The 21661-nt window shown below is 62.2% G+C and carries 16 protein-coding genes and 1 pseudogene; 9 read left to right on the top strand and 8 right to left on the bottom strand.

Annotated elements, in window-relative coordinates:
* The first annotated feature begins 157 nt into the window (after positions 1-157).
* The 4 genes from PKE98_RS18085 (at position 158) to selO (ending at position 8905) form a co-directional block, all read left to right on the top strand.
* Entirely contained in the window at positions 158-1960 is a 1803-nt protein-coding gene (locus PKE98_RS18085) for an acyl-CoA dehydrogenase (RefSeq protein ID WP_271196720.1), read from the top strand.
* A 266-nt stretch (positions 1961-2226) separates the two neighbouring features.
* Complete coding sequence (locus tag PKE98_RS18090; protein ID WP_271196721.1) at positions 2227-3972, top strand: potassium/proton antiporter; 1746 nt, start codon at positions 2227-2229, stop codon at positions 3970-3972.
* A 34-nt stretch (positions 3973-4006) separates the two neighbouring features.
* A complete protein-coding gene (mscK, locus tag PKE98_RS18095) occupies positions 4007-7342 on the top strand; it encodes a mechanosensitive channel MscK (RefSeq protein WP_271196722.1) in 3336 nt (1111 codons plus the stop codon).
* 108 nt (positions 7343-7450) lie between these two features.
* Positions 7451-8905, top strand: coding sequence for a protein adenylyltransferase SelO (selO, locus tag PKE98_RS18100; protein ID WP_271196723.1), 1455 nt, complete (start codon positions 7451-7453; stop codon positions 8903-8905).
* On the opposite strand, the gene PKE98_RS18105 is transcribed toward selO, so the two are convergent.
* A complete protein-coding gene (locus PKE98_RS18105; RefSeq protein WP_271196724.1) occupies positions 8889-9635 on the bottom strand; it encodes an aspartate/glutamate racemase family protein in 747 nt (248 codons plus the stop codon). The genes selO and PKE98_RS18105 overlap by 17 nt on opposite strands.
* Positions 9636-9898: 263 nt before the next feature.
* Here PKE98_RS18105 and PKE98_RS18110 point away from each other — a divergent pair, with 263 nt between their 5' ends.
* From PKE98_RS18110 to PKE98_RS18120, 3 genes are all read left to right on the top strand, one after another.
* Positions 9899-10876, top strand: coding sequence for a sulfite exporter TauE/SafE family protein (locus PKE98_RS18110; RefSeq protein WP_271196725.1), 978 nt, complete (start codon positions 9899-9901; stop codon positions 10874-10876).
* A 50-nt stretch (positions 10877-10926) separates the two neighbouring features.
* On the top strand, positions 10927-11361 hold the full coding sequence (gene trxC / locus PKE98_RS18115) for a thioredoxin TrxC (protein WP_271196726.1): 435 nt from the start codon (positions 10927-10929) through the stop codon (positions 11359-11361).
* A 98-nt stretch (positions 11362-11459) separates the two neighbouring features.
* Positions 11460-11903: a PaaI family thioesterase gene (locus PKE98_RS18120; protein ID WP_271196727.1), complete on the top strand. Its 444-nt coding sequence runs from the start codon at positions 11460-11462 to the stop codon at positions 11901-11903.
* Between the two features lie 648 nt (positions 11904-12551).
* Here PKE98_RS18120 and PKE98_RS18125 read toward each other — a convergent pair.
* The gene (locus tag PKE98_RS18125) at positions 12552-13829 is read right to left on the bottom strand and encodes an acetyl-CoA C-acetyltransferase (protein WP_271196728.1); all 1278 of its coding nucleotides are present in this window, start codon (positions 13827-13829) and stop codon (positions 12552-12554) included.
* Positions 13830-13988: 159 nt separating this feature from the next.
* Here PKE98_RS18125 and PKE98_RS18130 point away from each other — a divergent pair, with 159 nt between their 5' ends.
* Positions 13989-15341 carry a 3-oxoacyl-ACP reductase gene (locus PKE98_RS18130; protein ID WP_271196729.1) on the top strand — a complete coding sequence of 451 codons (1353 nt, stop codon included), beginning with the start codon at positions 13989-13991 and terminating at the stop codon, positions 15339-15341.
* A 213-nt stretch (positions 15342-15554) separates the two neighbouring features.
* On the opposite strand, the gene PKE98_RS27195 is transcribed toward PKE98_RS18130, so the two are convergent.
* From PKE98_RS27195 to PKE98_RS18155, 6 genes and pseudogenes are all read right to left on the bottom strand, one after another.
* The gene (locus PKE98_RS27195) at positions 15555-16292 is read right to left on the bottom strand and encodes a methyl-accepting chemotaxis protein (RefSeq protein WP_373877883.1); all 738 of its coding nucleotides are present in this window, start codon (positions 16290-16292) and stop codon (positions 15555-15557) included.
* Positions 16293-16418: 126 nt separating this feature from the next.
* Positions 16419-17486, bottom strand: a pseudogene (locus PKE98_RS27200) (cache domain-containing protein); the annotation flags it as partial.
* Between the two features lie 165 nt (positions 17487-17651).
* Positions 17652-18275 carry an ABC-type transport auxiliary lipoprotein family protein gene (locus PKE98_RS18140; protein WP_271196731.1) on the bottom strand — a complete coding sequence of 208 codons (624 nt, stop codon included), beginning with the start codon at positions 18273-18275 and terminating at the stop codon, positions 17652-17654.
* The gene (locus PKE98_RS18145; protein WP_271196732.1) at positions 18272-19210 is read right to left on the bottom strand and encodes an MlaD family protein; all 939 of its coding nucleotides are present in this window, start codon (positions 19208-19210) and stop codon (positions 18272-18274) included. Before PKE98_RS18145 ends, PKE98_RS18140 begins: the two co-directional genes overlap by 4 nt.
* Position 19211: 1 nt before the next feature.
* A complete protein-coding gene (locus PKE98_RS18150; RefSeq protein WP_271196733.1) occupies positions 19212-20003 on the bottom strand; it encodes an ABC transporter ATP-binding protein in 792 nt (263 codons plus the stop codon).
* On the bottom strand, positions 20000-21130 hold the full coding sequence (locus tag PKE98_RS18155) for an MlaE family ABC transporter permease (protein ID WP_271196734.1): 1131 nt from the start codon (positions 21128-21130) through the stop codon (positions 20000-20002). Before PKE98_RS18155 ends, PKE98_RS18150 begins: the two co-directional genes overlap by 4 nt.
* A gap of 235 nt (positions 21131-21365) precedes the next feature.
* On the opposite strand from PKE98_RS18155, the gene PKE98_RS18160 reads away from it, so the two are divergent.
* A complete protein-coding gene (locus tag PKE98_RS18160) occupies positions 21366-21659 on the top strand; it encodes a hypothetical protein (protein WP_271196735.1) in 294 nt (97 codons plus the stop codon).
* Positions 21660-21661 lie beyond the last annotated feature (2 nt).

Raw genomic sequence — 21661 nt, forward strand, 5'->3', positions numbered from 1 at the left:
AGGCGGCGAAGTTTACCAGCCCGCCCGGCGGCCATGCGCAGGCGCAGTGGGTTTTGCTGCTTTATCACTGGCCTGTATGAAGGTAGGCGCTGCCCTGAACGCGCAATAGACTCCGGTAACGTAGTTTTCAACCGTCCAACAAAAACAGGTAAGCCGCATGTCCGAGACTCTGCTCAGCTCCCGTAACCTGGCCTTCGAGCTCTATGAAGTGCTGGACGCCGAAGCCCTGACCCAGCGCGAGCGTTTCGCCGAGCACAGCCGCGAAACCTTCGACGCCGCCATCGGCACCGCCCGCAGCATCGCCGAAAACCTGTTCGCCCCCCACTGCCGCAAAAACGACGAAAACGAACCGCAATTCGTCGACGGCGCCGCCGTGCTCATTCCGGAAGTGAAACCGGCGGTCGATGCCTTCCTTGAAGCCGGTTTTCTCAATGCCTCGCGTGACTTCGAAGCCGGCGGCATGCAACTGCCTACCCTGCTGTCGCAGGCGTGCTTCTGTCACTTTCAGTCCGCCAACGCCGCCACCACCTCGTACCCGTTCCTGACCATGGGCGCGGCGAACCTGATCGAAAGCTTCGGCAACGAAGAACAGAAGCAGCGCTTTCTGCAGCCGATGATCGATGGCCGTTTCTTCGGCACCATGGCCCTCACCGAACCCCATGCCGGCTCCTCGCTGTCGGACCTGCGCACCCGCGCCGAACCGGCGGGCGATGGCACCTACCGGATCAAGGGCAACAAAATTTTCATCTCCGGCGGCGACCACCCGCTGTCGGAAAACATCGTGCACATGGTGCTAGCCAAACTGCCGGACGCCCCGCCCGGGGTTAAAGGCATCTCGCTGTTTATCGTGCCCAAGTTTCTGGTGAACGACGACGGCTCACTGGGCAAACGCAACGACGTGATTCTCGCTGGCCTGTTCCACAAGATGGGCTGGCGCGGCACCACCTCCACCGCGCTGAACTTCGGCGATAACGGTGAGTGCGTGGGCTATCTGGTAGGCAAGCCACATGCTGGCCTGTCGTATATGTTCCAGATGATGAACGAGGCCCGCATAGGCGTCGGCATGGGCGCGGTAATGCTCGGCTATGCCGGCTACCTGTACTCGCTGGAGTACGCCCGCCAGCGTCCGCAAGGCCGCCTGCCGGACGGCAAGGACCCAACCACCGCACAAGTCGCCATCATCGAGCACGCCGACGTGCGCCGCATGCTGCTGACCCAGAAAGCCTACGTTGAAGGCTCGTTCGACTTAGGCTTGTACGCCGCACGGCTGTTCGACGACACCCAGACGCTGGCCACCGAAGAAGAGCGCAAGTCCGCGCTGGAACTGCTCGACCTGCTGACCCCGATCGTCAAATCCTGGCCGTCGGACTACTGCCTCAAAGCCAACGAATTGGCCATCCAGATTCTCGGCGGCCACGGCTACACCCGCGAATACCCGGTGGAGCAGTACTACCGCGACAACCGCCTGAACCCGATTCACGAAGGCACCTACGGCATTCAGTCGCTCGATCTGCTGGGCCGCAAGGTCTCCATGAACGGCGGCGCTGCGCTCAAGCAGTTGGTAAAACTGGTGCAGGACTGCTGCCAGCGTGCAGAGGCCCATGAGTCGCTGACAGCGCTGCGTGAACCGCTGGAACACCTGCTGTCGCGCCTTTCCACCGTGACCCTGAGCCTGTTGGGTGACCTGATGAAAGGCAAGGTCAACGACACCCTGGCCAACTCGGCGCTGTACCTGAAAGTGTTTGGCCATATGGTCATCGGCTGGCGCTGGCTGGAGCAGGCTATTCGCGCCGAAGAAGGGCTGGCCAAGGGCGACGCCCAGGACCACGACTTCTACACCGGCAAGCTGCAGGCCGCGCGCTATTTCCTGACCTGGGAAGTGCCGAGCATGCACCATGATCTGGCGATTCTGGAGGCCAAGGACGATACGTGTCTGGCCATGCAGGATGCGTGGTTCTAACGCCAGTTGACGGCGGATATCCGCAATGCGGATATTCGCCCTACGCGGGGGTTACGGTGATTTCCCTGTAACCACCGACGACTCTGCGCAGGCGGGGACCCAGAATCTCGAGCCTCCACTGATCCTTAATCGCTAAAAACCATGCCCCGCCAACGTGCGGGGCATTTTTTTGACAGGCGCGGGAAAGCGCAGGTTAGAATCGTCTGGCATGCCTGCTGCATGCTATATGCCATTTTCGATCTATCCCCTGCTTCTGGAGTTGCGCCTTGGATGCCACCGCCATCAATAGCCTGTTTCTGATCGGCGCATTGCTGGTAGGCGCAAGCATTCTGGTGAGCTCGCTGTCTTCTCGCCTCGGCATCCCCATTCTGGTCATTATTCTTGCCGTCGGCATGATCGCCGGCGTCGATGGGCCTGGCGGTATCGGCTTCAGCAACTATCCCCTGGCCTACCTGGTGGGCAACCTGGCCCTGGCGGTCATCCTGCTGGACGGCGGCCTGCGTACGCGGGTATCGAGCTTTCGCGTGGCGTTGTCACCGGCCTTGTCGATGGCCACGGTGGGCGTATTGATTACCACCGGCCTGACTGGCGTGGCGGCCGCCTGGCTGTTCAACCTCAACCTGATGCAAGGCCTGCTGGTCGGCGCCATCGTCGGCTCCACCGACGCCGCGGCAGTGTTTTCCCTGCTTGGCGGCAAGGGCTTGAACGAGCGGGTAAACGCCACCCTGGAAATCGAGTCCGGTAGCAACGATCCGATGGCGGTGTTTCTTACCGTGACGTTGATCGACATGCTCGCCAGCGGCCAGGACCACTTTGGCTTCGGCCTGTTGCTGCACCTGCTGCGCGAGTTCGGTATCGGTGCCGTCATTGGCCTGGGCGGCGGCTGGCTGCTGCTGAAAATGGTCAATCGCATTCACCTGGCCCACGGCCTGTACCCATTGCTGGTGGTCAGCGGCGGCCTGCTGACCTTCGCCCTCACCAACGCCCTGCACGGCAGCGGCATTCTGGCCGTGTACCTGTGCGGCCTGGTGCTGGGCAACAAGGCCATCCGCTCGCGCCATGGCATTTTGCATATGCTCGACGGCCTGGCCTGGCTGGCGCAGATTGGTATGTTTCTGGTGCTGGGCTTGCTGGTCACGCCCCATGACCTGCTGCCCATCGCGCTGCCAGCCCTGGCCCTGGCGCTGTGGATGATTCTGATCGCCCGGCCGCTGTCGGTTGCCGTCGGCCTGTTCCCGTTCAAGGCCTTCCACGACCGGGAAAAAGTCTTTATCGCCTGGGTTGGTCTGCGCGGCGCGGTGCCGATCATTCTGGCGGTGTTCCCGCTGATGGCCGGTCTGGAACACGCCCAGCTGTACTTCAACCTGGCGTTCTTTATCGTGCTGGTTTCCCTGGTGGTGCAAGGCACCAGTCTGCCGTGGGTGGCCAAGTGGCTGCGGGTGACCGTACCGCCAGAGCCGGCGCCGATTTCCCGTGCTGGCCTGGAAGTGCACCCCACCAGTCAGTGGGAATTGTTCGTGTACCGTCTGGGCGCGGAGAAATGGTGCATCGGCGCCGCCCTGCGCGAGCTGAATATGCCCGAGGGCACGCGGATCGCCGCGCTGTTCCGTGGCACCGAATTGCTGCACCCCTCCGGTAGTACCACGCTCGAAGCCGGCGACATGCTCTGCGTGGTCGGCCACGAACACGACCTGCCCGCCCTGGGCAAACTGTTCAGCCAGGCGCCCAAGCGTGGCCTGGACCTGCGCTTCTTCGGCGACTTCGTGCTCGAAGGCGATGCCGAACTCAGCGCCATTGCCGCACTGTACGGGCTTAAAGTCGGCGATCTTGACGGCACGATGCCGCTCGGCCGGTTTATCTCCCACGAGATTGGCGGCGAGCCAGTTATCGGCGACCAAGTGGAGTGGAACGGCCTTACCTGGACCGTCGCGGCCATGGAAGGGAACAAGATTCGCAAGGTCGGCGTCAAATTCCCCGAAGGCAGCCGCCCCGGCCCTGGCTTGTTCCTCTAAACTGCTCGCTTCCCGAGCCGCACGATTGGCGACCATGTCTCTGTTTCCCTATTCGCTCCGTTCCCGATTTATTAGCAAATGGGTTACGGCCAGCTTGCTTGGCCTTGCCCTTATTGTTCCCTCCCTGCAGGCCGCCGAACCGCCGGCCGCCGCTGACGTGCAACGCAGCCTCGACAGCCTGGCCGACCGCAAACTGGCGGAAACCGACGCGGCCAACGTCAAGCAGATGCTGGAAAACACCCTGGCCCTGCTGGCGGAAAAAAACGACGCCGAGACCCGCCTGATTCAGCTCAAGCAAAAGCTGACCGAGGCCCCCAAGCTCACCGCCGACAACCAGCGCGAGCTGACCAAACTCAAGAGCAGCCAAGTCGACGACTTCCGCCAACGCTACGGCGCGCTGAGCATTCCGCAGCTTGAGCAAAAACTGACCGACCTCAGTACCCAGTTAAGCGACTGGCAAAAAGCCCTGGCCGAAGCCAATAGCGACATCCTTACCGCGCAAACCCGCCCAGAGCGGGCCCAAGCCGAAATTGCCAGCGGCCAGACCCGTGCACAGGAAATCACCAACCTGCTAAAAGTGGGCAAGGAAGCGAACAAGCCGCTACCGCCCGAACGCCGTGACCAGTTGAACGCCGAACAAGCGGCGCTGAGCGCGAAGATCACCCTGCGCCGCGCCGAACTGGCGGGCAACAATGTGCTGCAGGACCTGGGCAACGGCCAGCGTGACCTACTGGTAGAACGCATCGCCCGTGCCGAACAGACCAGCAATAACCTGCAAACCCTGATCAGCGAAAAACGCCGGGCGCAGTCGGAAAAAACCTTGGTCGAGCTTTCCAAGGAAGCGCAGAACGCTGGCTCCGACAGTGTGGTAGCGCTGGAGAGCGCACAGAACCTCAAGCTCTCCGACTACCTGCTGCGCGCCACCGACCGCCTCAACGACCTGACCAAGGAAAACCTGCTGACCAAGCAGCAACTGGACAGCGTCAACCAGGCCGACCAATCGCTGGAAGAGCAGATCAACGTTCTCAAGGGCAGCCTGCTGCTGTCCAAAATTCTCTACCAGCAAAAACAGTCGCTGCCGCACCTGTCCATGAACAAAGACCTGGCCGACGAGATTGCCGATATCCGTCTGTACCAGTTCAACCTTGACCAGAGCCGCGACCAATACAGCAGCCCCCAAGCCTACGTCGACAGCCTGCTGGCGAAACAGCCGGCCGAGCAGGTGACCCCGGAACTGCGCCGCACCCTGCTGGACCTGGCCAATACCCGCAGCGAATTGCTGGAGCGCCTGAGCCGCGAGCTCAATGCGCTGCTTAACGAATCCATCACCCTGCAACTCAACCAGAAACAGCTGCAAGCCACCGCCAAGGCCCTGCGCGCCACACTGGAAGAGCAGATGTTCTGGATTCCCAGCAACAAGCCGCTGGATTTCTCCTGGTTGCGCGTGGCACCGCGCTACCTGCAAAGCCAGATGGCGGACCTGCCGTGGGGTGCCGGCCTCAAACAACTGGTGGAGGCGCTGGGCGAGCGGCCGTGGTTTTTCCTGCCGCTATTGCTGGTGTGCGGTCTGCTGATCTGGCAGCGCAGCACCATCTACCGCAAGCTCAATGAACTGCACGAAGACATCGGCCACTACAAACGCGACAGCCAGTTGCACACGCCGCTGGCGCTGCTGCTGAACATTCTGCTGGCCTTGCCGGTGTCGCTGCTGCTGGCCCTGGGCGGCCTGGCGTTGCGCGCCGACGCCCGCGGGCAGAACGCTGCGTTAGGCCTGGCCTTGCTGGAAATGGCCCAGGCCTGGCTGGTCTTCTACACCCTGTACCGCATTCTGGCGCCCGGCGGCGTGGCCGAACTGCACTTCCGTTGGCCGCGTCCACAAGTGGACTTTCTAAGCAAGAAAGTCCGCAATCTGGGGCTGGTGGTGATGGCCCTGGTGGCAGTGGTCAGCGTGGCGGAGCAACAACCGGCGGCGCTGGCCGAAGATGTGATCGGTATCGTCACCGTGCTGACCTGCTTCTGCCTGATGACCTGGCTGCTGGGCAAGTTACTGCTCGGCGAGCAGTTGCGCGAACACGCCTCCCCCTTCCGCCTGGTGATCGGCGCGGCATTCACCCTGCTGCCGTTTGCGCTGATCATCGCCGTCGGTTTTGGCTACTACTACACCTCGCTGAAACTCACCGACCGCCTGATCAATACCCTGTACCTGTTGATCGTCTGGCTGATTATCGAGGCCGCCTTTGTGCGTGGTCTGGCCGTTGCCGCACGGCGCCTGGCCTATGCCCGCGCCCTGGCCAAACGCCAGGCGCAAGCCAAGGAAAATGTCGACGGCGATGAAGTGCCGGTGGAAACGCCGACGCTGGATATCGACCAGGTCAACCAGCAGTCCCTGCGCCTGATCCGCCTGGCCCTGCTGGCCGGCTTTATTGGCTGCCTGTACTGGGTGTGGGCCGACCTGATCAGCGTGTTCGCCTACCTGGACAACGTCACCCTCTACCAATACGTCTCCGGCACCGGCGCAACCGCCACCCAGGTGCCCATCAGCCTGATGGACGTGCTCGGGGCGCTGCTGATTATTGGCGTCACCATTGCCCTGGCCAATAACCTGCCCGGTTTGCTGGAAGTGTTGGTGCTCTCGCGGCTGTCGCTGGCCCAAGGCAGTGCCTATGCCACCACCACGCTGCTGTCCTATGCCATTGCCGGCATCGGTATCGTCAGCACCCTGTCGACCCTCGGGGTCAGCTGGGACAAGCTGCAATGGCTGGTGGCCGCGCTGTCGGTGGGTATCGGTTTCGGTATGCAGGCGATTTTCGCCAACTTTATTTCCGGCATCATTTTGCTGTTCGAGCGCCCGGTACGCATTGGCGACCTTGTGACCATCGGCACCGTGACCGGCACCGTGAACCGCATCCGCATTCGCGCCACCCACATCACCGACGGTGACCGCAAAGCCGTGATCGTGCCGAACCAGACCATTCTGACCAGCCAGCTGATCAACTGGACCCTGACCGACACCATCACCCGCATCGTGCTGACCTTCAACGTGCAGCGCGGCACGGACCTGGACCTGGTGCGCAAGCTGATGATTCAGGCTGTTCAGGAAAACTCCCGCGTATTGCGCGACCCGGCGCCCACGGTGCAACTGACGTCGTACGGCGCCAGTACCCTGGACCACGAGCTGAAGATATACGTGCGCGAACTGGGCGACCGCGGCCCGGCCACCGACGAATTGAACCGCCGTATCGACCAACTGTTCCGCGCCAACGACATCAACTCCAGCAGCACGCCGAAGATGGAAATTTTCCTCGCCAACCGCGAGGGGCAGGAGCAGAAGGTTTGCGCTGAACACGAACCCGAAACGCCAGCCCCGTAGGGTGTGCTCCGCGCACCATGAACACCGAGTTGTTCCCTGGTGCGCAGAACACATCTTACGAGATCACATGCACCGCGGCGCAGGCCGCTCTCCGATGGGGCACCGCCGTTGAAAACCCTCGCCGACCTGACCTTCGATAACTGCTTCGCCCGCCTGGGCGATGCGTTTTCCACCGAGGTGCTGCCAGAGCCCATCGACGAGCCGCGCCTGGTCGTAGCCAGCCCCGCCGCCATGGCCTTGCTGGACCTAGACCCGGACGAGGCCGAGCAGCCGGTATTCGCCGAAATCTTCGCAGGCCACAAGCTCTGGGAAAGCGCCGAGCCGCGCGCCATGGTGTATTCCGGCCATCAATTCGGTTCCTACAACCCGCGCCTGGGCGATGGCCGTGGCCTGCTGCTGGGCGAAGTGGTGAACGACGCCGGCGAGCATTGGGACCTGCACCTCAAGGGCGCCGGGCAAACCCCGTACTCGCGCATGGGCGATGGCCGCGCGGTATTGCGCTCCTCCATCCGCGAATTTCTGGCCTCCGAAGCCCTGCACGCCCTGGGCATTCCCAGCAGCCGGGCGCTGTGCGTGGTCGGCTCCAGCACGCCGGTGTGGCGCGAGAAAAAGGAAAGCGCCGCCATGGTGCTGCGCATGGCGCCCAGCCACGTGCGCTTTGGTCACTTCGAATACTTCTATTACACCAAGCAGGAAGAACAGCTTAAAACCCTCGGCGAGCATGTGCTCAAGAGCCACTTCCCGCAGTGCCTGGAACAGCCGGAGCCGTACCTGGCAATGTTCCGCGAGGTGCTGGAGCGCAACGCCGAGATGATCGCCTACTGGCAGGCCTACGGGTTCTGTCACGGGGTGATGAACACCGACAATATGTCGATTCTGGGCATCACCTTCGACTACGGCCCGTTCGCCTTCCTCGACGATTTTGACGCCCGGTTTATCTGCAACCACTCCGACGACGCCGGCCGCTACTCCTTCAGCAACCAGGTGCCGATTGCCCACTGGAACCTGTCGGCCCTGGCCCAGGCACTCACGCCCTTTATCAGCGTGGACGCCCTGCGCGATACGCTGAACCTGTTTTTGCCGCTGTACCAGGCGCATTACCTGGCCTTGATGCGCAAACGCCTGGGCCTGTATGACGAACACGAGCACGACGAAAAACTGATCGAACGCCTGCTGCAATTGATGCAAACCAGCGCGGTGGACTACACCCGCTTCTTCCGCGAACTGGGCGACAGCGCAGCGGCCGATGCGCTCAAGCGCCTGCGTGAGGACTTCGTCGATCTGGCCGGGTTTGACGAGTGGGTGACGGACTACCTGGCGCGCTGCGGCGACCTCGACCCGGCCGAACGGCGGGCGCGTATGCATGCGGTCAACCCGAAATACATCCTGCGTAACTACCTGGCGCAACAGGCCATCGAGGCGGCGGAGAAAGGTGATTACAGCGAAGTGCGGCTGTTGCACGCCGTATTAAGCAAACCGTTTGAAGATCAGCCGGGCATGGAACGCTTCGCCGAGCGGCCGCCTGAGTGGGGCAAGCACCTGGAAATCAGTTGCTCGTCGTAGGGCCAATACCCGCCACTCGGGTATTGGCCTCTTGCTCCACCCCCAATAGCCAGTCCAACCCCATCTGCACATGCAGATGGGCGCTATCAAGAAGCGGCAACGGCGACGCGCATCCCTCCAGTAACAGCCCAATCTCCGTACAGCCTAGAATCGCCGCTACGGCGCCCTGCTCTTTCAGGCGCGCCAGACAGTCGAGGTAATAACGCTTCGACGCCTCTGGAAACTGCCCCACACAAAGCTGCTGAAAAATGATGCGGTCAATTTCGGCCTGCTCATCCGGTGGCGGCACCAGCACCTCAATTCCAAAACGCTCACTCAGCCGCTCACGGTAAAAGGCCTCCTGCATGGTGAAGCGGGTGCCGAGCAGCGCCGCCTTCTTTACGCCATCCGCTTTCAACGCCTGGCCAACCGCATCGCCGATATGCAGCAACGGTATGCCCATCGCTGCCTCGATGGCCGGTGCAACCTTGTGCATGGTGTTGGTGGCCAACAACAGCGCAGTGGCGCCTGCTTGTTGCAGGCCATGGGCGGCGTGGGCGAGCACCTTACCGGCGCCCTGCCAGTCGCCGCTTTTTTGCATGGCGGCAATAAGCGCGAAATCCACCGAGTGCAGCAGCAAGGGGGCTGAATGCAAACCGCCAAGGTGATCGCGCACGCCCTCGTTGAGCAGACGGTAATAGGTCACCGTCGACTCCCAACTCATACCGCCCAAAACGCCCAATGTCTGCATTGCCGCCGCCTCGTAGGATGGGTAGGGCGTAGCGAAACCCATCGTTATGCGGTTGATGGGTTTCGGCCACGCCTCTACCCATCCTACGGAGAGCGAACCGCAGACCATAGGTACAGGCACGAACCGAGCCGCCAGTACAGCCCGCACAAATAACCAGAGAGAATATAAACCTGCCGAACGATTCTTAGACTCTCTAAGCAAAGCTCTCTATCGTTGCTTCACCGAACGGCTAACCGCTCGTCCCGCTCAAGGCTCTGTTGTAGATGAAAATCCGCGAACTCGATTACACCCCAAGCCCGATCAACACCGAACACCAGGCAATGGGCTTGCCGCCGGTTGAAGACTACGTCTCCCACCCCGCCAACCATCCTGTGCTGCGTATTGCTATGTGGCTTGCGGTCGCCATTCTGCTGAGCCTGCTGGGCTTTCTGGCCTGGCGTCTGTTTTTCGGCAATCACGAGAGCAGTGGCCTGGAAATCATCGAAAGTGCACTGACCAGCCCGCTATTCTGGAGCGCGGTGGCAGTGGGCTTTTTTGCCCAGGCCATCGACGGTGCGCTGGGCATGGCCTACGGCATCACCGCCACCACCTTTCTGCTCAGCGCGGGGGCCTCGCCTGCGGCCGCTAGCGCCAGCGTGCATATCGCCGAAGTGTTTACCACGGGTCTCTCCGGCATCTCCCATGTAAAACTGGGCAACGTTAACAAGCAGCTGTTTCTGCGCCTGCTGATCCCCGGCATGATCGGCGCCGTGCTCGGCGCGGTGATCATCACCCAGTTCGACGGCAAGGTGCTCAAGCCCTTTATTTCGGCGTACTTGCTGATCATGGGTCTGTATATCCTGCGCAAGGCGTTCAAGCATGTGGTGCAAAAGCGCGAGCCCAAACACATTGCCAAGCTCGCCCTGTTCGGCGGTTTTGTGGATGCCGCCGGCGGCGGTGGCTGGGGCCCGGTGGTGACCACCACGCTGATCGGCTCGGGCAGCGACCCACGGACCACCATCGGTTCGGTGAACTTTGCCGAGTTCTTCCTGACCATCGCCAGCGCCACGTCATTTATTCTGCTGGCCGGCCAGCCAAGCACCTGGTTGCTGGTGGCGGGCCTGGTGTTCGGCGGCCTGTTCGCCGCGCCATTCGCCGCGCTGCTGTGCAAGAAGCTGCATGCCAAAACCCTGCTGATGCTGATCGGCAGCCTGATTACCCTGATCAGCGCCTACAACATCTATATGGCGATCTCGGCTTGAAACCACGCGCTTCTGGCTCCAGATAGCGGTTATCGCTTCTGGAGCCTGTCATGTCCGAATCCCTCGTTATTCCCTGCCCGCACTGCAACGGCCTCAACCGCATTCCCGCCGACCGCCTGGGCGACAGCCCGCGCTGCGGCAAATGCAAAGACGCCGTGCTGCAGGCCAAGCCCTTCGACCTGAGCCAAGCGGGCTTTGCCAGCCAGATCAAAGGCGACCTGCCGCTGCTGGTGGATGTATGGGCCAGTTGGTGTGGACCGTGCCAGGCATTTGCACCCATTTTCCAGCAAGCCGCTGGGCAGTTGATGGGCCGTGCACGGTTGGCCAAGCTAGATAGCGAGGCCAATCAGCAGCTGTCGGCGCAGCTGAATATCCGCTCGATTCCAAGCCTGCTGTTGTTCAAGAACGGCAAGGAAGTAGCGCGGCAAAGTGGCGCGATGCCGTTGCCGCAGTTGATGGCGTGGCTCAAGACCCAAGGTATCTGATACGTCACTTTTGGTCAGGCGAGCCGAGCATTAAGGTCATTGCTGTAAACCAACCAAAGGCTAGGCTGGGCCTTCAATAACAAGAAGGAACCCAGCCCATGGCATTTCCCATCGAGATCGCCCGTCAGCTCACCGAAGAACAGATTGCCTTCGTCAAACGCAGCGGCCTCAAGGCCGAGGTGCTGGAGCCTGGCTGCGTGCAGTTGCTGATGCCGCTGGCGGGCAACCAGAACCATATCGGCAGCATGTATGCCGGAGCGCTTTTTACCCTTGCCGAGATTCCTGGCGGGGCGTTGTTTCTGACCAGTTTCGATACCCAGCGTTACTACCCGGTGATCAAGGAAATGAACCTGCGCTTTCGTCGGCCGGCCACCGGGGATATTCGGGTAGAGGCGCGATTGGCGGCTGATGAGATCGAGCGTTTGCAGCGCGAGGCCAGCGAGACCGGCAAGGCGGAGTATGTGTTGGAGTTGAGTCTGCTGGATGGCAGTGGCGAGGTGGTGGCGCAGAGTCGTGGGGTGTATCAGTTGCGCAGGCACTGATAGAGGTGACCGCTTTGTTTCGCGCCCTACGCAATCCGCTTTTGTAGGGTGTGCTGTGCGCACCAAGCGGTTGTCTGGCGAGCGGTTTTCTTCTTCGTTACCGCGTGTGCTGAACGTTTTATTTCGCGCCTTACGCGCGAGTTTCTTTTTCCAGTCGATGAAAAAGAAACCAAAAAATCTTGCCCCTACCTTGGGTCTACGCTGCGCTCCGACTCCCCTCGCTACGTCGCCGCTCCAGGGGCCGGCGCGAAGGGCCATCCATGGCCCTCACGCCTTTCGCGGCTCCCGGCCGCTCAACCCCTTACGCAACGACTCCGCTCGGCCTGCGCTCAAGGGGCGGGTAGATCAAGATCAAAAACGGTAAGTCAAAAGCCAGATCAAAAGCCCTCGATCTTTTGCCTCACACAACTCGAGATCGAGCGAGCTAGAGCAGTGCAAGGCGAAATAGTTTTTTTAAGCGCAGTGGGCTGGTGCCCATGAGCATTCAAAAAACCATTTCAACGCAGCAATGCCGACGCGCAGCCGATCGCCCGCCGAACACCCAAAAAAAAACGGCACCGCCGGGGCGATGCCGCGCTCTCACGGGGAAGAGAATCACGGAGTTGCTACATCCTGCCGACGCGATCGATTGCGTCAGCAGGGGTTAGATTACTTTTCGATGATTGCGGTCACACCCTGCCCGCCAGCGGCACAAATCGAGATCAGCCCGCGCCCGCTTTCGGCGACCGACAACAACTTGGCCAGGTTGGCGACGATGCGCCCACCCGTTGCGGCAAACGGGTGCCCGGCTGCCAACGAGCTGCCTTTGACGTTCATCTTGCTGCGGTCTATCGAGCCCAGCGCGGCGTCCAGCCCCAGGCGGGTTTTGCAGTATTCGGCGTCTTCCCAGGCCTTGAGTGTGCACAGCACCTGCGCGGCGAAGGCTTCGTGAATTTCGTAGTAGTCAAAGTCCTGCAGCGTCAGGCCGTTGCGTTTGAGCAGACGCGGCACGGCGTATACCGGCGCCATCAGCAGGCCTTCCTTGCCATTGACGAAGTCCACCGCCGCCGCTTCGCCGTCGCGGAAATAGGCGAGGATCGGCAGGCCGCGCGCTTTGGCCCATTCTTCGCTGGCCAGCAGCACTACCGAAGCGCCGTCGGTGAGGGGCGTGGAATTGGCGGCGGTCATGGTGCCGCGTGGGCCTTTTTCGAAGACCGGTTTTAGCGTGGCGAGCTTTTCCAGGCTGATGTCCGGGCGCAGGTTCTGGTCGCGGGTCAGGCCCAGGTACGGCGTGAGCAGGTCGTCTTGCCAGCCTTCGGCGTAGGCGGCGGAGAGCTTCTGGTGGCTGGCCACTGCAAGCTGGTCTTGTTCATCGCGCGGGATGGCCCAGGTTTGTGCCATCAGCTCGCAGTGTTCGCCCATGGACAGCCCGGTGCGCGGCTCGCCGTTACGGGGTATATGCGGGGCCAGGTGGCGGGGGCGAATCTGCAGCAGAGCTTTGACTTTGTCGCCGGTGCTTTTGGCGCGGTTGGCTTGCAGGAGAATCTTGCGCAGGCCTTCGTTGACGCCAATCGGTGCATCGGAGGTGGTATCCACGCCGCCGGCAATGGCGCTGTCGATTTGCCCCAAGGCGATTTTATTGGCCACCAGAATCGCCGCTTCCAGGCCCGTGCCGCAGGCTTGCTGGATATCGTAGGCCGGGGTTTCCGGGGCCAAGCGCGAGCCCAGTACGCATTCGCGGGTGAGGTTGAAGTCACGCGAGTGCTTGAGCACCGCGCCGGCCACCACTTCACCGATGATTTCGCCGTGCAGCTTATAGCGCTCGATCAGGCCTTCCAGGGCGGCAGTGAGCATTTCCTGGTTGCTGGTGGTGGCATACACGGTATTGGAACGGGCGAAGGGAATACGGTTACCGCCAACAATGGCGACCCGGCGCAGTTGCGTCATGTGAGACTCCTCAGGAGATACGTGGTCACAAGACTAGCTTGCCAGATCGTGCTCGCATTGGCCGCCTTGCCAGCGCCACAAGCGGCACGGTCAATTGCGCACGCTGTCGGTCTGCGTAGAGTGGGCCTACATTTGACTCTCCTGCTGGAGCCTTCTGCCATGTCTGACCGTTACCTGAACTTCGCCAACTCCCCCATGGGCCACCGCCTGGTTGGCGTCCTCGGCCTGCCCGCCCCGGTGCGCCTGGAGCGCTGGACGGCCGGGCGCATGCGGCCGGTAGAGGGCGCGCTGCTGATTAACGGCGGCGTGTTGGCCGAAGCGGCCAGCGCCAGCCTGAATCGTCTGACCGACCAGGCCTTTGCCAGCGCAGACGGCCTGTTTGGCCTGCCGCGCTGGACAGCCGAGCACGGGCCCAAACTCAAGGCGCTGATTTTCGACGCCAGCGCCATCAGCAGCACTGAGGAGCTCGACCAGTTGCGCGAGTTTTTCCAGCCGGCGTTAAAGGGACTGGACCTGTGCCCCCACGTGGTGGTCCTGGGCCGCCCGCCGGAGTCGCTGAAAGACCCGTTCGCCGCCAGCGCCCAACGGTCGCTGGAAGGCTTTACCCGTTCGCTGGGCAAAGAGATTCGCCGCGGCGGCACGGTGCAATTGCTCTATGTGGCCAAGGGTGCCGAAGACCAGTTGGAAGGGGCGCTGCGCTTTTTCCTCTCGCCGAAAAGTGCGTATGTCTCCGGCCAGGTGGTGCGCCTGGTTGCCTGCTCCACTCAAGTGAATGACTGGAGCCGCCCGCTGGGTGGCAAAACCGCCTTGGTCACCGGCGCCAGCCGTGGCATCGGCGCCTCGATTGCCGAAACCCTGGCCCGCGATGGCGCCAGCGTGGTGTTGCTGGACGTACCGGCGATGAAAGGCGCCCTCGACGCCCTGGCCGCGCGCCTGGGTGGCCGCAGCGTGGCGCTGGATATCTGCGCCCCGGACGCCGCCGAGCAACTGCTGGCGGCGCTGCCCGATGGCGTCGATATCGTGGTGCATAACGCCGGGATTACCCGCGATAAAACCCTGGCCAAGATGAGCGAGGCGTTCTGGGATTCGGTGATCGACGTCAACCTGCACGCCCCGCAAGTGCTCACCAAAGCGCTGCTCGACGGCGGCAAGCTGCACGACAACGGCCGCGTAGTGCTGCTGGCCTCTATCAGCGGCATCGCTGGCAATATGGGCCAGAGCAACTATGCCGTGAGCAAGGCCGGTTTGATTGGCCTGGCCAACGCCTGGGCACCGACTTTGGCCAAGCGCGGCATCAGCATCAATGCCGTGGCACCGGGCTTTATCGAAACGCAAATGACCGCGGCCATTCCGCTGACCATCCGTGAGGCCGGTCGCCGCATGAGCTCGATGGGGCAAGGTGGGTTGCCACAGGATGTGGCAGAGACGGTGGCCTGGTTTGCCCAGCCCACCAGTGGCGCGGTGACGGGGCAGGTGTTGCGGGTGTGTGGGCAGAGTTTGTTGGGGGCTTGATCGCCACCAACACATCAGAGAACTTGTGACCTACTACCGCACATGACTCGGCATTCTGGGTCCCCGCCTACGCGGGGACGACGGAGATTACCACCCTCCCCCGTCATTCCCGCGCAGGCGGGAATCCAAGTACGAAAATGTTCCAGGCGTACGAGGCGTTTACTTGGAAATCGCCCGGTGCGCGGAGCACACCCTACAAAACCAGCTCGGCAGTCAAAGCCGGAAACTTCCCATCTGCTTGCCAAGATCATCAGCCAGCCCCAGCAGGGTCTGGCAATCCTGCCGACAGGCCTGCACTTCATCCGAGGTGGCATGCGCCAGATCGGCAATGCCCTGCACGTTGCGGTTGATCTCTTCGGTCACCGACGACTGCTCTTCAGTCGCCGCAGCCACCTGGGTGTTCATGTCGCTGATGCGCTCGATCTGCGAGGTAATCGAGCCCAACGACTCGCCCGTGCGCTGGCTGGATTGCACGCCATCACCGGTGGCCGATTGCCCGGCCTGCATCGAACTGACCGCCGTTTGCGCCCCGGTTTTCAGGCGCTGAATCATTTGCTGAATTTCGCCGGTCGAGGCCTGGGTACGGCTGGCCAGGGTGCGCACTTCGTCGGCCACCACGGCAAAACCACGGCCCATCTCCCCGGCACGCGCGGCTTCGATCGCGGCGTTCAAGGCCAGCAGGTTGGTCTGTTCGGAAATACCGCGAATCACCGACAGCACCTGGTCGATGGAGGCCACTTCATTGGCCAGCTCGCCGACGGCGCCGGAAGCTTGGCCGATGTCATCGGACATTTTTTCAATCTGCTTGATCGAGCCACCCACCACTTGCCGCGCCTGCACTGCTTCGTCGCGCGCGCTCGCCGAGGTGCTGGCGGCGTTGCTGGCATTGCGGGCGATTTCCTGCACGGTCAGGCCCATCTCGTGCACGGCGGTGGCCACCATATCGGTCATTTCATGTTGGCGACCGGCACGCCCGGCGGTGTTTTCCACCACCGTGGCCACCTGGCCAATGGCCGTGCGCAGCTTGACGCTGGTGGCCAGCACCGCGCTGATCAGCTCACGCTGGCTGCCAATAAAACGGTTGAAGCCACGGGCCAGATCGCCCAGCTCGTCCTGGCGTGACTCGTCCAGCCGGCGCGTCAGGTCGCCGCCACCGCCGCCGATTTCCACCAGCGCATCGGTCACTTGCTTGATGGGTTTTACCAAGCCACGGGCCAGCAACACGACCAGGCCCAGGGAGAACAACGCCACCAGCAAACCGATCAGGCTGCTGGTGACCAGCGCCTGGTTGGCCTCGGCATAGATTTCCCCTTCCGGCACTTCGCTCACCAGGAGCCAGCCGAGGGTTTTCAGCGGTTGCGCCAGCGCCAGGTAATCTTCGCCGTCCCGTTCGAAGTGCACGGCCTTGCTGCCGTCTGTCAGCAGCTTGGCGGCGGCGTCTTTTCCCAGCAGGTCGCTGAGTTGGCGGGTGTCGTTGAATTCGGCCTGCGGGTGGATTTTTACTTTGCCATCGGCACTGACCAGAAAAATGCGCCCGCTTTTGCCGAAGTGAAAGTTGCGCACCAGATCCGACATCGCCTGCAGGCCAAAACCCAAGCCCGCCAGGCCAATGGTTTTGCCATTGGCCGTGATGCGCTGGTTGATAAACAGGGTCGGCTGGTTGGTGGATTTGTCGGTATCGATCTGCACCGCGCGGTTGTCGCTGCCGTCGACAAAATTGTAGAACCAGCCGTTTTCCGCCGGGCCACGGGTGAGTGTGCGGTCCAGACCTTTGTCGGTGAAATAGTTGCCGCTACCGGCGCCCACGATAAAGGTGGTCAGGGCTTTTTGCTGGGTTTGTACCCCCTTCAAATACCGCACAAAGGCTTGCTGCTGACCGGCATCCTCGCCCGAGGAAAGCCAGTCCTGCACCATGGTGTTCTCGGCGATGGCGCGGGCGGCGGTAAAGGGTTCGGTGAGAATCCGTTCAAGGTCATTGCCTATGGCGGTGACGCTGGCTGGCAAGGCCTGCTCCACCAACGCCCGCTCCGCGAGGCGGTTAACCACAGCGGCATAAATGCCGACAACAATCAGAATGCTGGCCAGCAGAGCGGCGCCCATGCTGAGGATCAACTGCCACTGAATACTGCGTTGCCAAAGGCGCATCGGCGAATACCTGTGTGAGCTTGGTGGGAAAACCGCGACAGATTGTATACAAAGCACCCGACCGTTCGGTCAGAAAATTACGCTCTTATGACGGCGTGCTCAGTACTTATCGACCGCCGGCATAACCGACTTTAGCCGCGGCCCGGCATTCCTCACTACCACTGGTCAGGGACGCTGATTGCGCGCGCCCTGCTCCAGCACCCATGGCACCAGTTGGCTGCTCAGCGTGTTGCTGGCCTGGCCGAAGGCGCTCACCACCTCGGCCACCTGATCGCCGCTGGCCGGCTGCTGCACGTCGAAGCGCCGGGCGGCGACAATCTTGCGGCTGGCGCTGTTTACCAACTGCGCATCCAGACGCACCACTACCGTCACTCGGCCGTTGTGGTACTCGCTCTGGAAGGCGCGCAAATCGCTGACCAGCACCAGATCGGCCTGCAACTGGGCGTCGTCGCTGCTCAGCTCGGCAATGCGTCCGTCGGCCTGAAAGCCTTCGATCAAGCGGTTACGCAGCAGCACCGGGCCGTTGTCACTCCAGCGTGAGCCCTGGTAGCTGCTGATCACACTGCCTTCAGGCACCACGGCGATACGCGGGCTGTCCAGTGCCATGGTCGCCTGCGGCTTGGCGATGCGCAGCGACCAGTTCACTGCTGCCGCCGAACCGGCAGCGGTCGCAGGCGCTGCCGGCAACAGGTAGACATTGCTCGGCTCGCTTTTGGGCAGAATCGAACAGGCCGCCAGCAGGCTCAGCAGCCCCATGGTCAGCAGGGGGCGAGACACGCGTGCACTCATGGTTGGAACTCCTTGTTCTTCTCACCGCCCAGCAGGTAGCCGGCCGGGTCTTCCTGCAGGCGCCGGGTAATGGCGCGCAGGCTACTGAGGGTTTCGCGCAACTCGCCCACGGCTGGGCCGAGGGCGCTCAAGCCTTGGGCGCCGGCATCCAGCGAGTCACGGTTATCGCTGAGCAGGCGTTCGATGCTTTTGCTCGCGCGGTCAAGCGAGGCCATGGCATCGCGGGCGCTGTTGAGCGCGTCCTTGCCTTGCTGGTCGAGCAGGCTGTTGGCGCTGGCCATCACCTTGCTGCTTTGCGCCAGGGTTTCACTGGCCTGGCGCGAGGCGGCGGCCAGTTGCTTGACGATGGTGCGCATGTCTTCGCGCTCTTCGGCCACGGTGCCGGTCACCTGGTCGAGGTGGTCCAGCGTGCGGCTGATGCGGGCGACGTTCTCCGGCGACACCAGGGCGTTGGCGCTGGCGGCCAGCTTGTTGATATTGGTCAGCAGGTCTTCGCCGCTGGCCAGCAGTGCCGTAATGGGCGATTTGTCGGCGACGATCACCGGCACCTTGCCGGTTTTGCTCACAAGCTTGGGGCTGTCCGGCGTGCCGCTGTACATCTGGATAAAGGAGCCGCCGGTAATGCCCACCAACGACAGCTTGGCGTGGGTGTCCTGCTTGACCGGCGTGTCGGCGGCAACCCGAATACGCGCGCGCACTTTGCGCGGGTCTTTGGGGTCGAGTTTCAGGGCGATCACCTCGCCCACCTTGATGCCGCTGTACTGCACGGTGCTACCCGGTGACAGGCCGTTGACCGCTTCATAGAACACGATGTCGTACAGGGCGAATTCGCGGTCGGCCGTCGACTTGGCCAGCCACAGGCCGAACAGCAGCGCGGCACCGACGGCCAACACCGTGAACAAGCCGATCAGCACGTGATGGGCGCGGGTTTCCATATCAATTGTTCTCCGTTAAACGGGCACTGGCTTGCAGCGCGGCACGGCCACGGGGGCCATGAAAATAGTCGTGAACCCAGGCGTCTTTGGTGGCGGCCACTGTGGTCAGGTCGCCGGCCACCAGCACGCGTTTTTGTGACAGCACGGCCACTCGGTCACAGATGGTGTAGAGGGTGTCCAGGTCATGGGTGACCAGAAACACAGTCAGGCCCAGCGCGTCACGCAGGGTCAGAATAAGCTGGTCGAAGGCGGCGGCGCTGATGGGGTCCAGGCCTGCGGTGGGTTCGTCGAGAAACACGATTTCGGGGTCCAGCGCCAGGGCACGGGCCAGGGCGGCGCGCTTGATCATGCCGCCGGATAACGAGTCCGGGTATTTGTAGGCTGCCGACTCCGGCAGGCCGGCCAGAGCCAATTTGACCACCGCCAGCCCTTCGGCTTCGTCCCGGCTGAGGCCCGCGTGTTCGATCAACGGCAGGGCAATGTTTTCCAGCACCGTGAGCGAGGAAAACAACGCGCCGGACTGGAACAGCACACCGAAGCGGCGCTCGACCTGCGAGCGTTTTTCCGGCGACAGATCAAGCAGGTTTTCGCCGAACACTTTGACGCTGCCGGCGGTGGGCCGTTGCAGGCCGACGATGGAGCGCAGCAACACCGACTTGCCGGTACCCGAGCCGCCGACGATGCCGAGAATTTCGCCGCGCATCACGTCCAGGTCCAGGTGCTGGTGCACCACCTGCGGGCCAAACGCGTTGGTGAGGTCGCGGACCTCGATAAGTGCAGTCTGCGTGGTCACCAGCCCATCTCCATAAAGAACATCGCCGCCACCGCGTCCAGCAGAATCACCACGAAGATGGATTGCACCACGGCCGAGGTCGTGTGCTCGCCCACCGACTGCGCGCTACCGCTGACCTTGAAGCCTTCCAGGCAACCGATCACGGCAATCAGAAAAGCAAACACCGGCGCTTTGACCAGGCCCACCAACAGGTGCTGCACCTCGATGGTTTGCAGGATGGTGAGGTACATGGTGGGCGAGATATTCAGCACCAGCAGGCACACCACAGCGCCGCCGAGAATGCCCGAGATCATGGCCAGAAACGTCAGAATGGGCAGCGACATCAGCAGCGCCAACACCCGTGGCAGCACGAGCAACTCGATGGGGTTCAGGCCCAGGGTACGGATGGCGTCGATTTCCTCGTTGGCCTTCATGGAGCCGATCTGCGCGGTAAAGGCGCTGGCCGTGCGCCCGGCCATGAGGATGGCGGTCAGCAGCACGCCGAACTCGCGCAGAAAGGCAAAGGCCACCAGGTTGACGGTATAGATAGTGGCGCCGAAATTGGCCAATACCGTGGCCCCGAGAAACGCCACCACGGCGCCGACCATAAAGGTCAGCAGCACCACGATGGGCACGGCATCCAGGCCCGTTTGCTCGATGTTCGACACCAGGGACGTAACCCGCCAGCGGCGCGGACTGAACAGCCCACGCACAAGCGTCTCCAGCACCAGCCCGATAAAGCCCAACAGCGCTGCGATGCGCTCCCACAGGCTGGCGACGAAAACACCGATATGGGCCAACACGTCGGCCAGACCGGCGCGAGCCTTGGGTTTTTCCGGCTGGCAGTAGGTGCGCAGCGCACTGCCCACAGAATTGAGCAGGGCCTGGCGGGCGGGATTCAGGCTGGGATCGGTGGCGGCAAGATCAATCAGGCGCTCGGCACCGAGCAGGTCGGCCAGAAGCGCCGCGCCGGAGGTGTCCAGGCCCTGCAGGCCGGCCAGTTGCACGCCGGTGGCGGCATCGAGTTGCGGGCGCATACGCGCTACATCGCGGCTCAATTGGCTGTAATGCGGCAGGGTCCAGTCCCCGCTCACAAACAACTGCGCGGGCGTTACGGCGGTGTCCAAGCGTAATGCAACTGAGGTCATAAAAACGGCGTACTCATCCTGGGTGGCCGGTAGCGTAACAAGGGCAGGTTACATCACCTGTACGTTCAGGTGGTTCACGGTCTTGCTCGCTGTTTTTCGTAGGAGCGAGCTTGCTCGCGAACCATTGGGCCTGCAGCACACCTTTTCCAGGCTTCGCCAGCAAGCTGGCTCCTACTTCAGATTGAACCGCCAGCCGCTGCGCTTGCCCAAGCTGAACATCAACCGAGGACAGAGCATGCAGGTAGAAGGATTCTTCGATTGGCTTGGCCATGCGCTGGGCAGCGTTATCCGCTTTATCGTCGATGCCCTGAGCGGCGTGCTGCAACTGATCGGCAATGCCGGCAGGCAGTTTCTCCATGGCCTGTCCAGCGCGCTGGGCATTACGCCGTCGCTGCTGAGCATCGTGGCGCTGGTCATTGGCTTGTTGCTGCTATTTAGCGCCGTGCGGGCATTTATGCGCCGCTCGATTGTGCTGGGGCTGATCTGGCTGGTGCTGGGGTTGTGGCTGCTGAGTCTATTGATCAGTTAACC

The sequence above is a fragment of the Pseudomonas turukhanskensis genome, assembly GCF_027922365.1.
GTDB classification, from domain to species: Bacteria; Pseudomonadota; Gammaproteobacteria; order Pseudomonadales; family Pseudomonadaceae; genus Aquipseudomonas; species Aquipseudomonas turukhanskensis.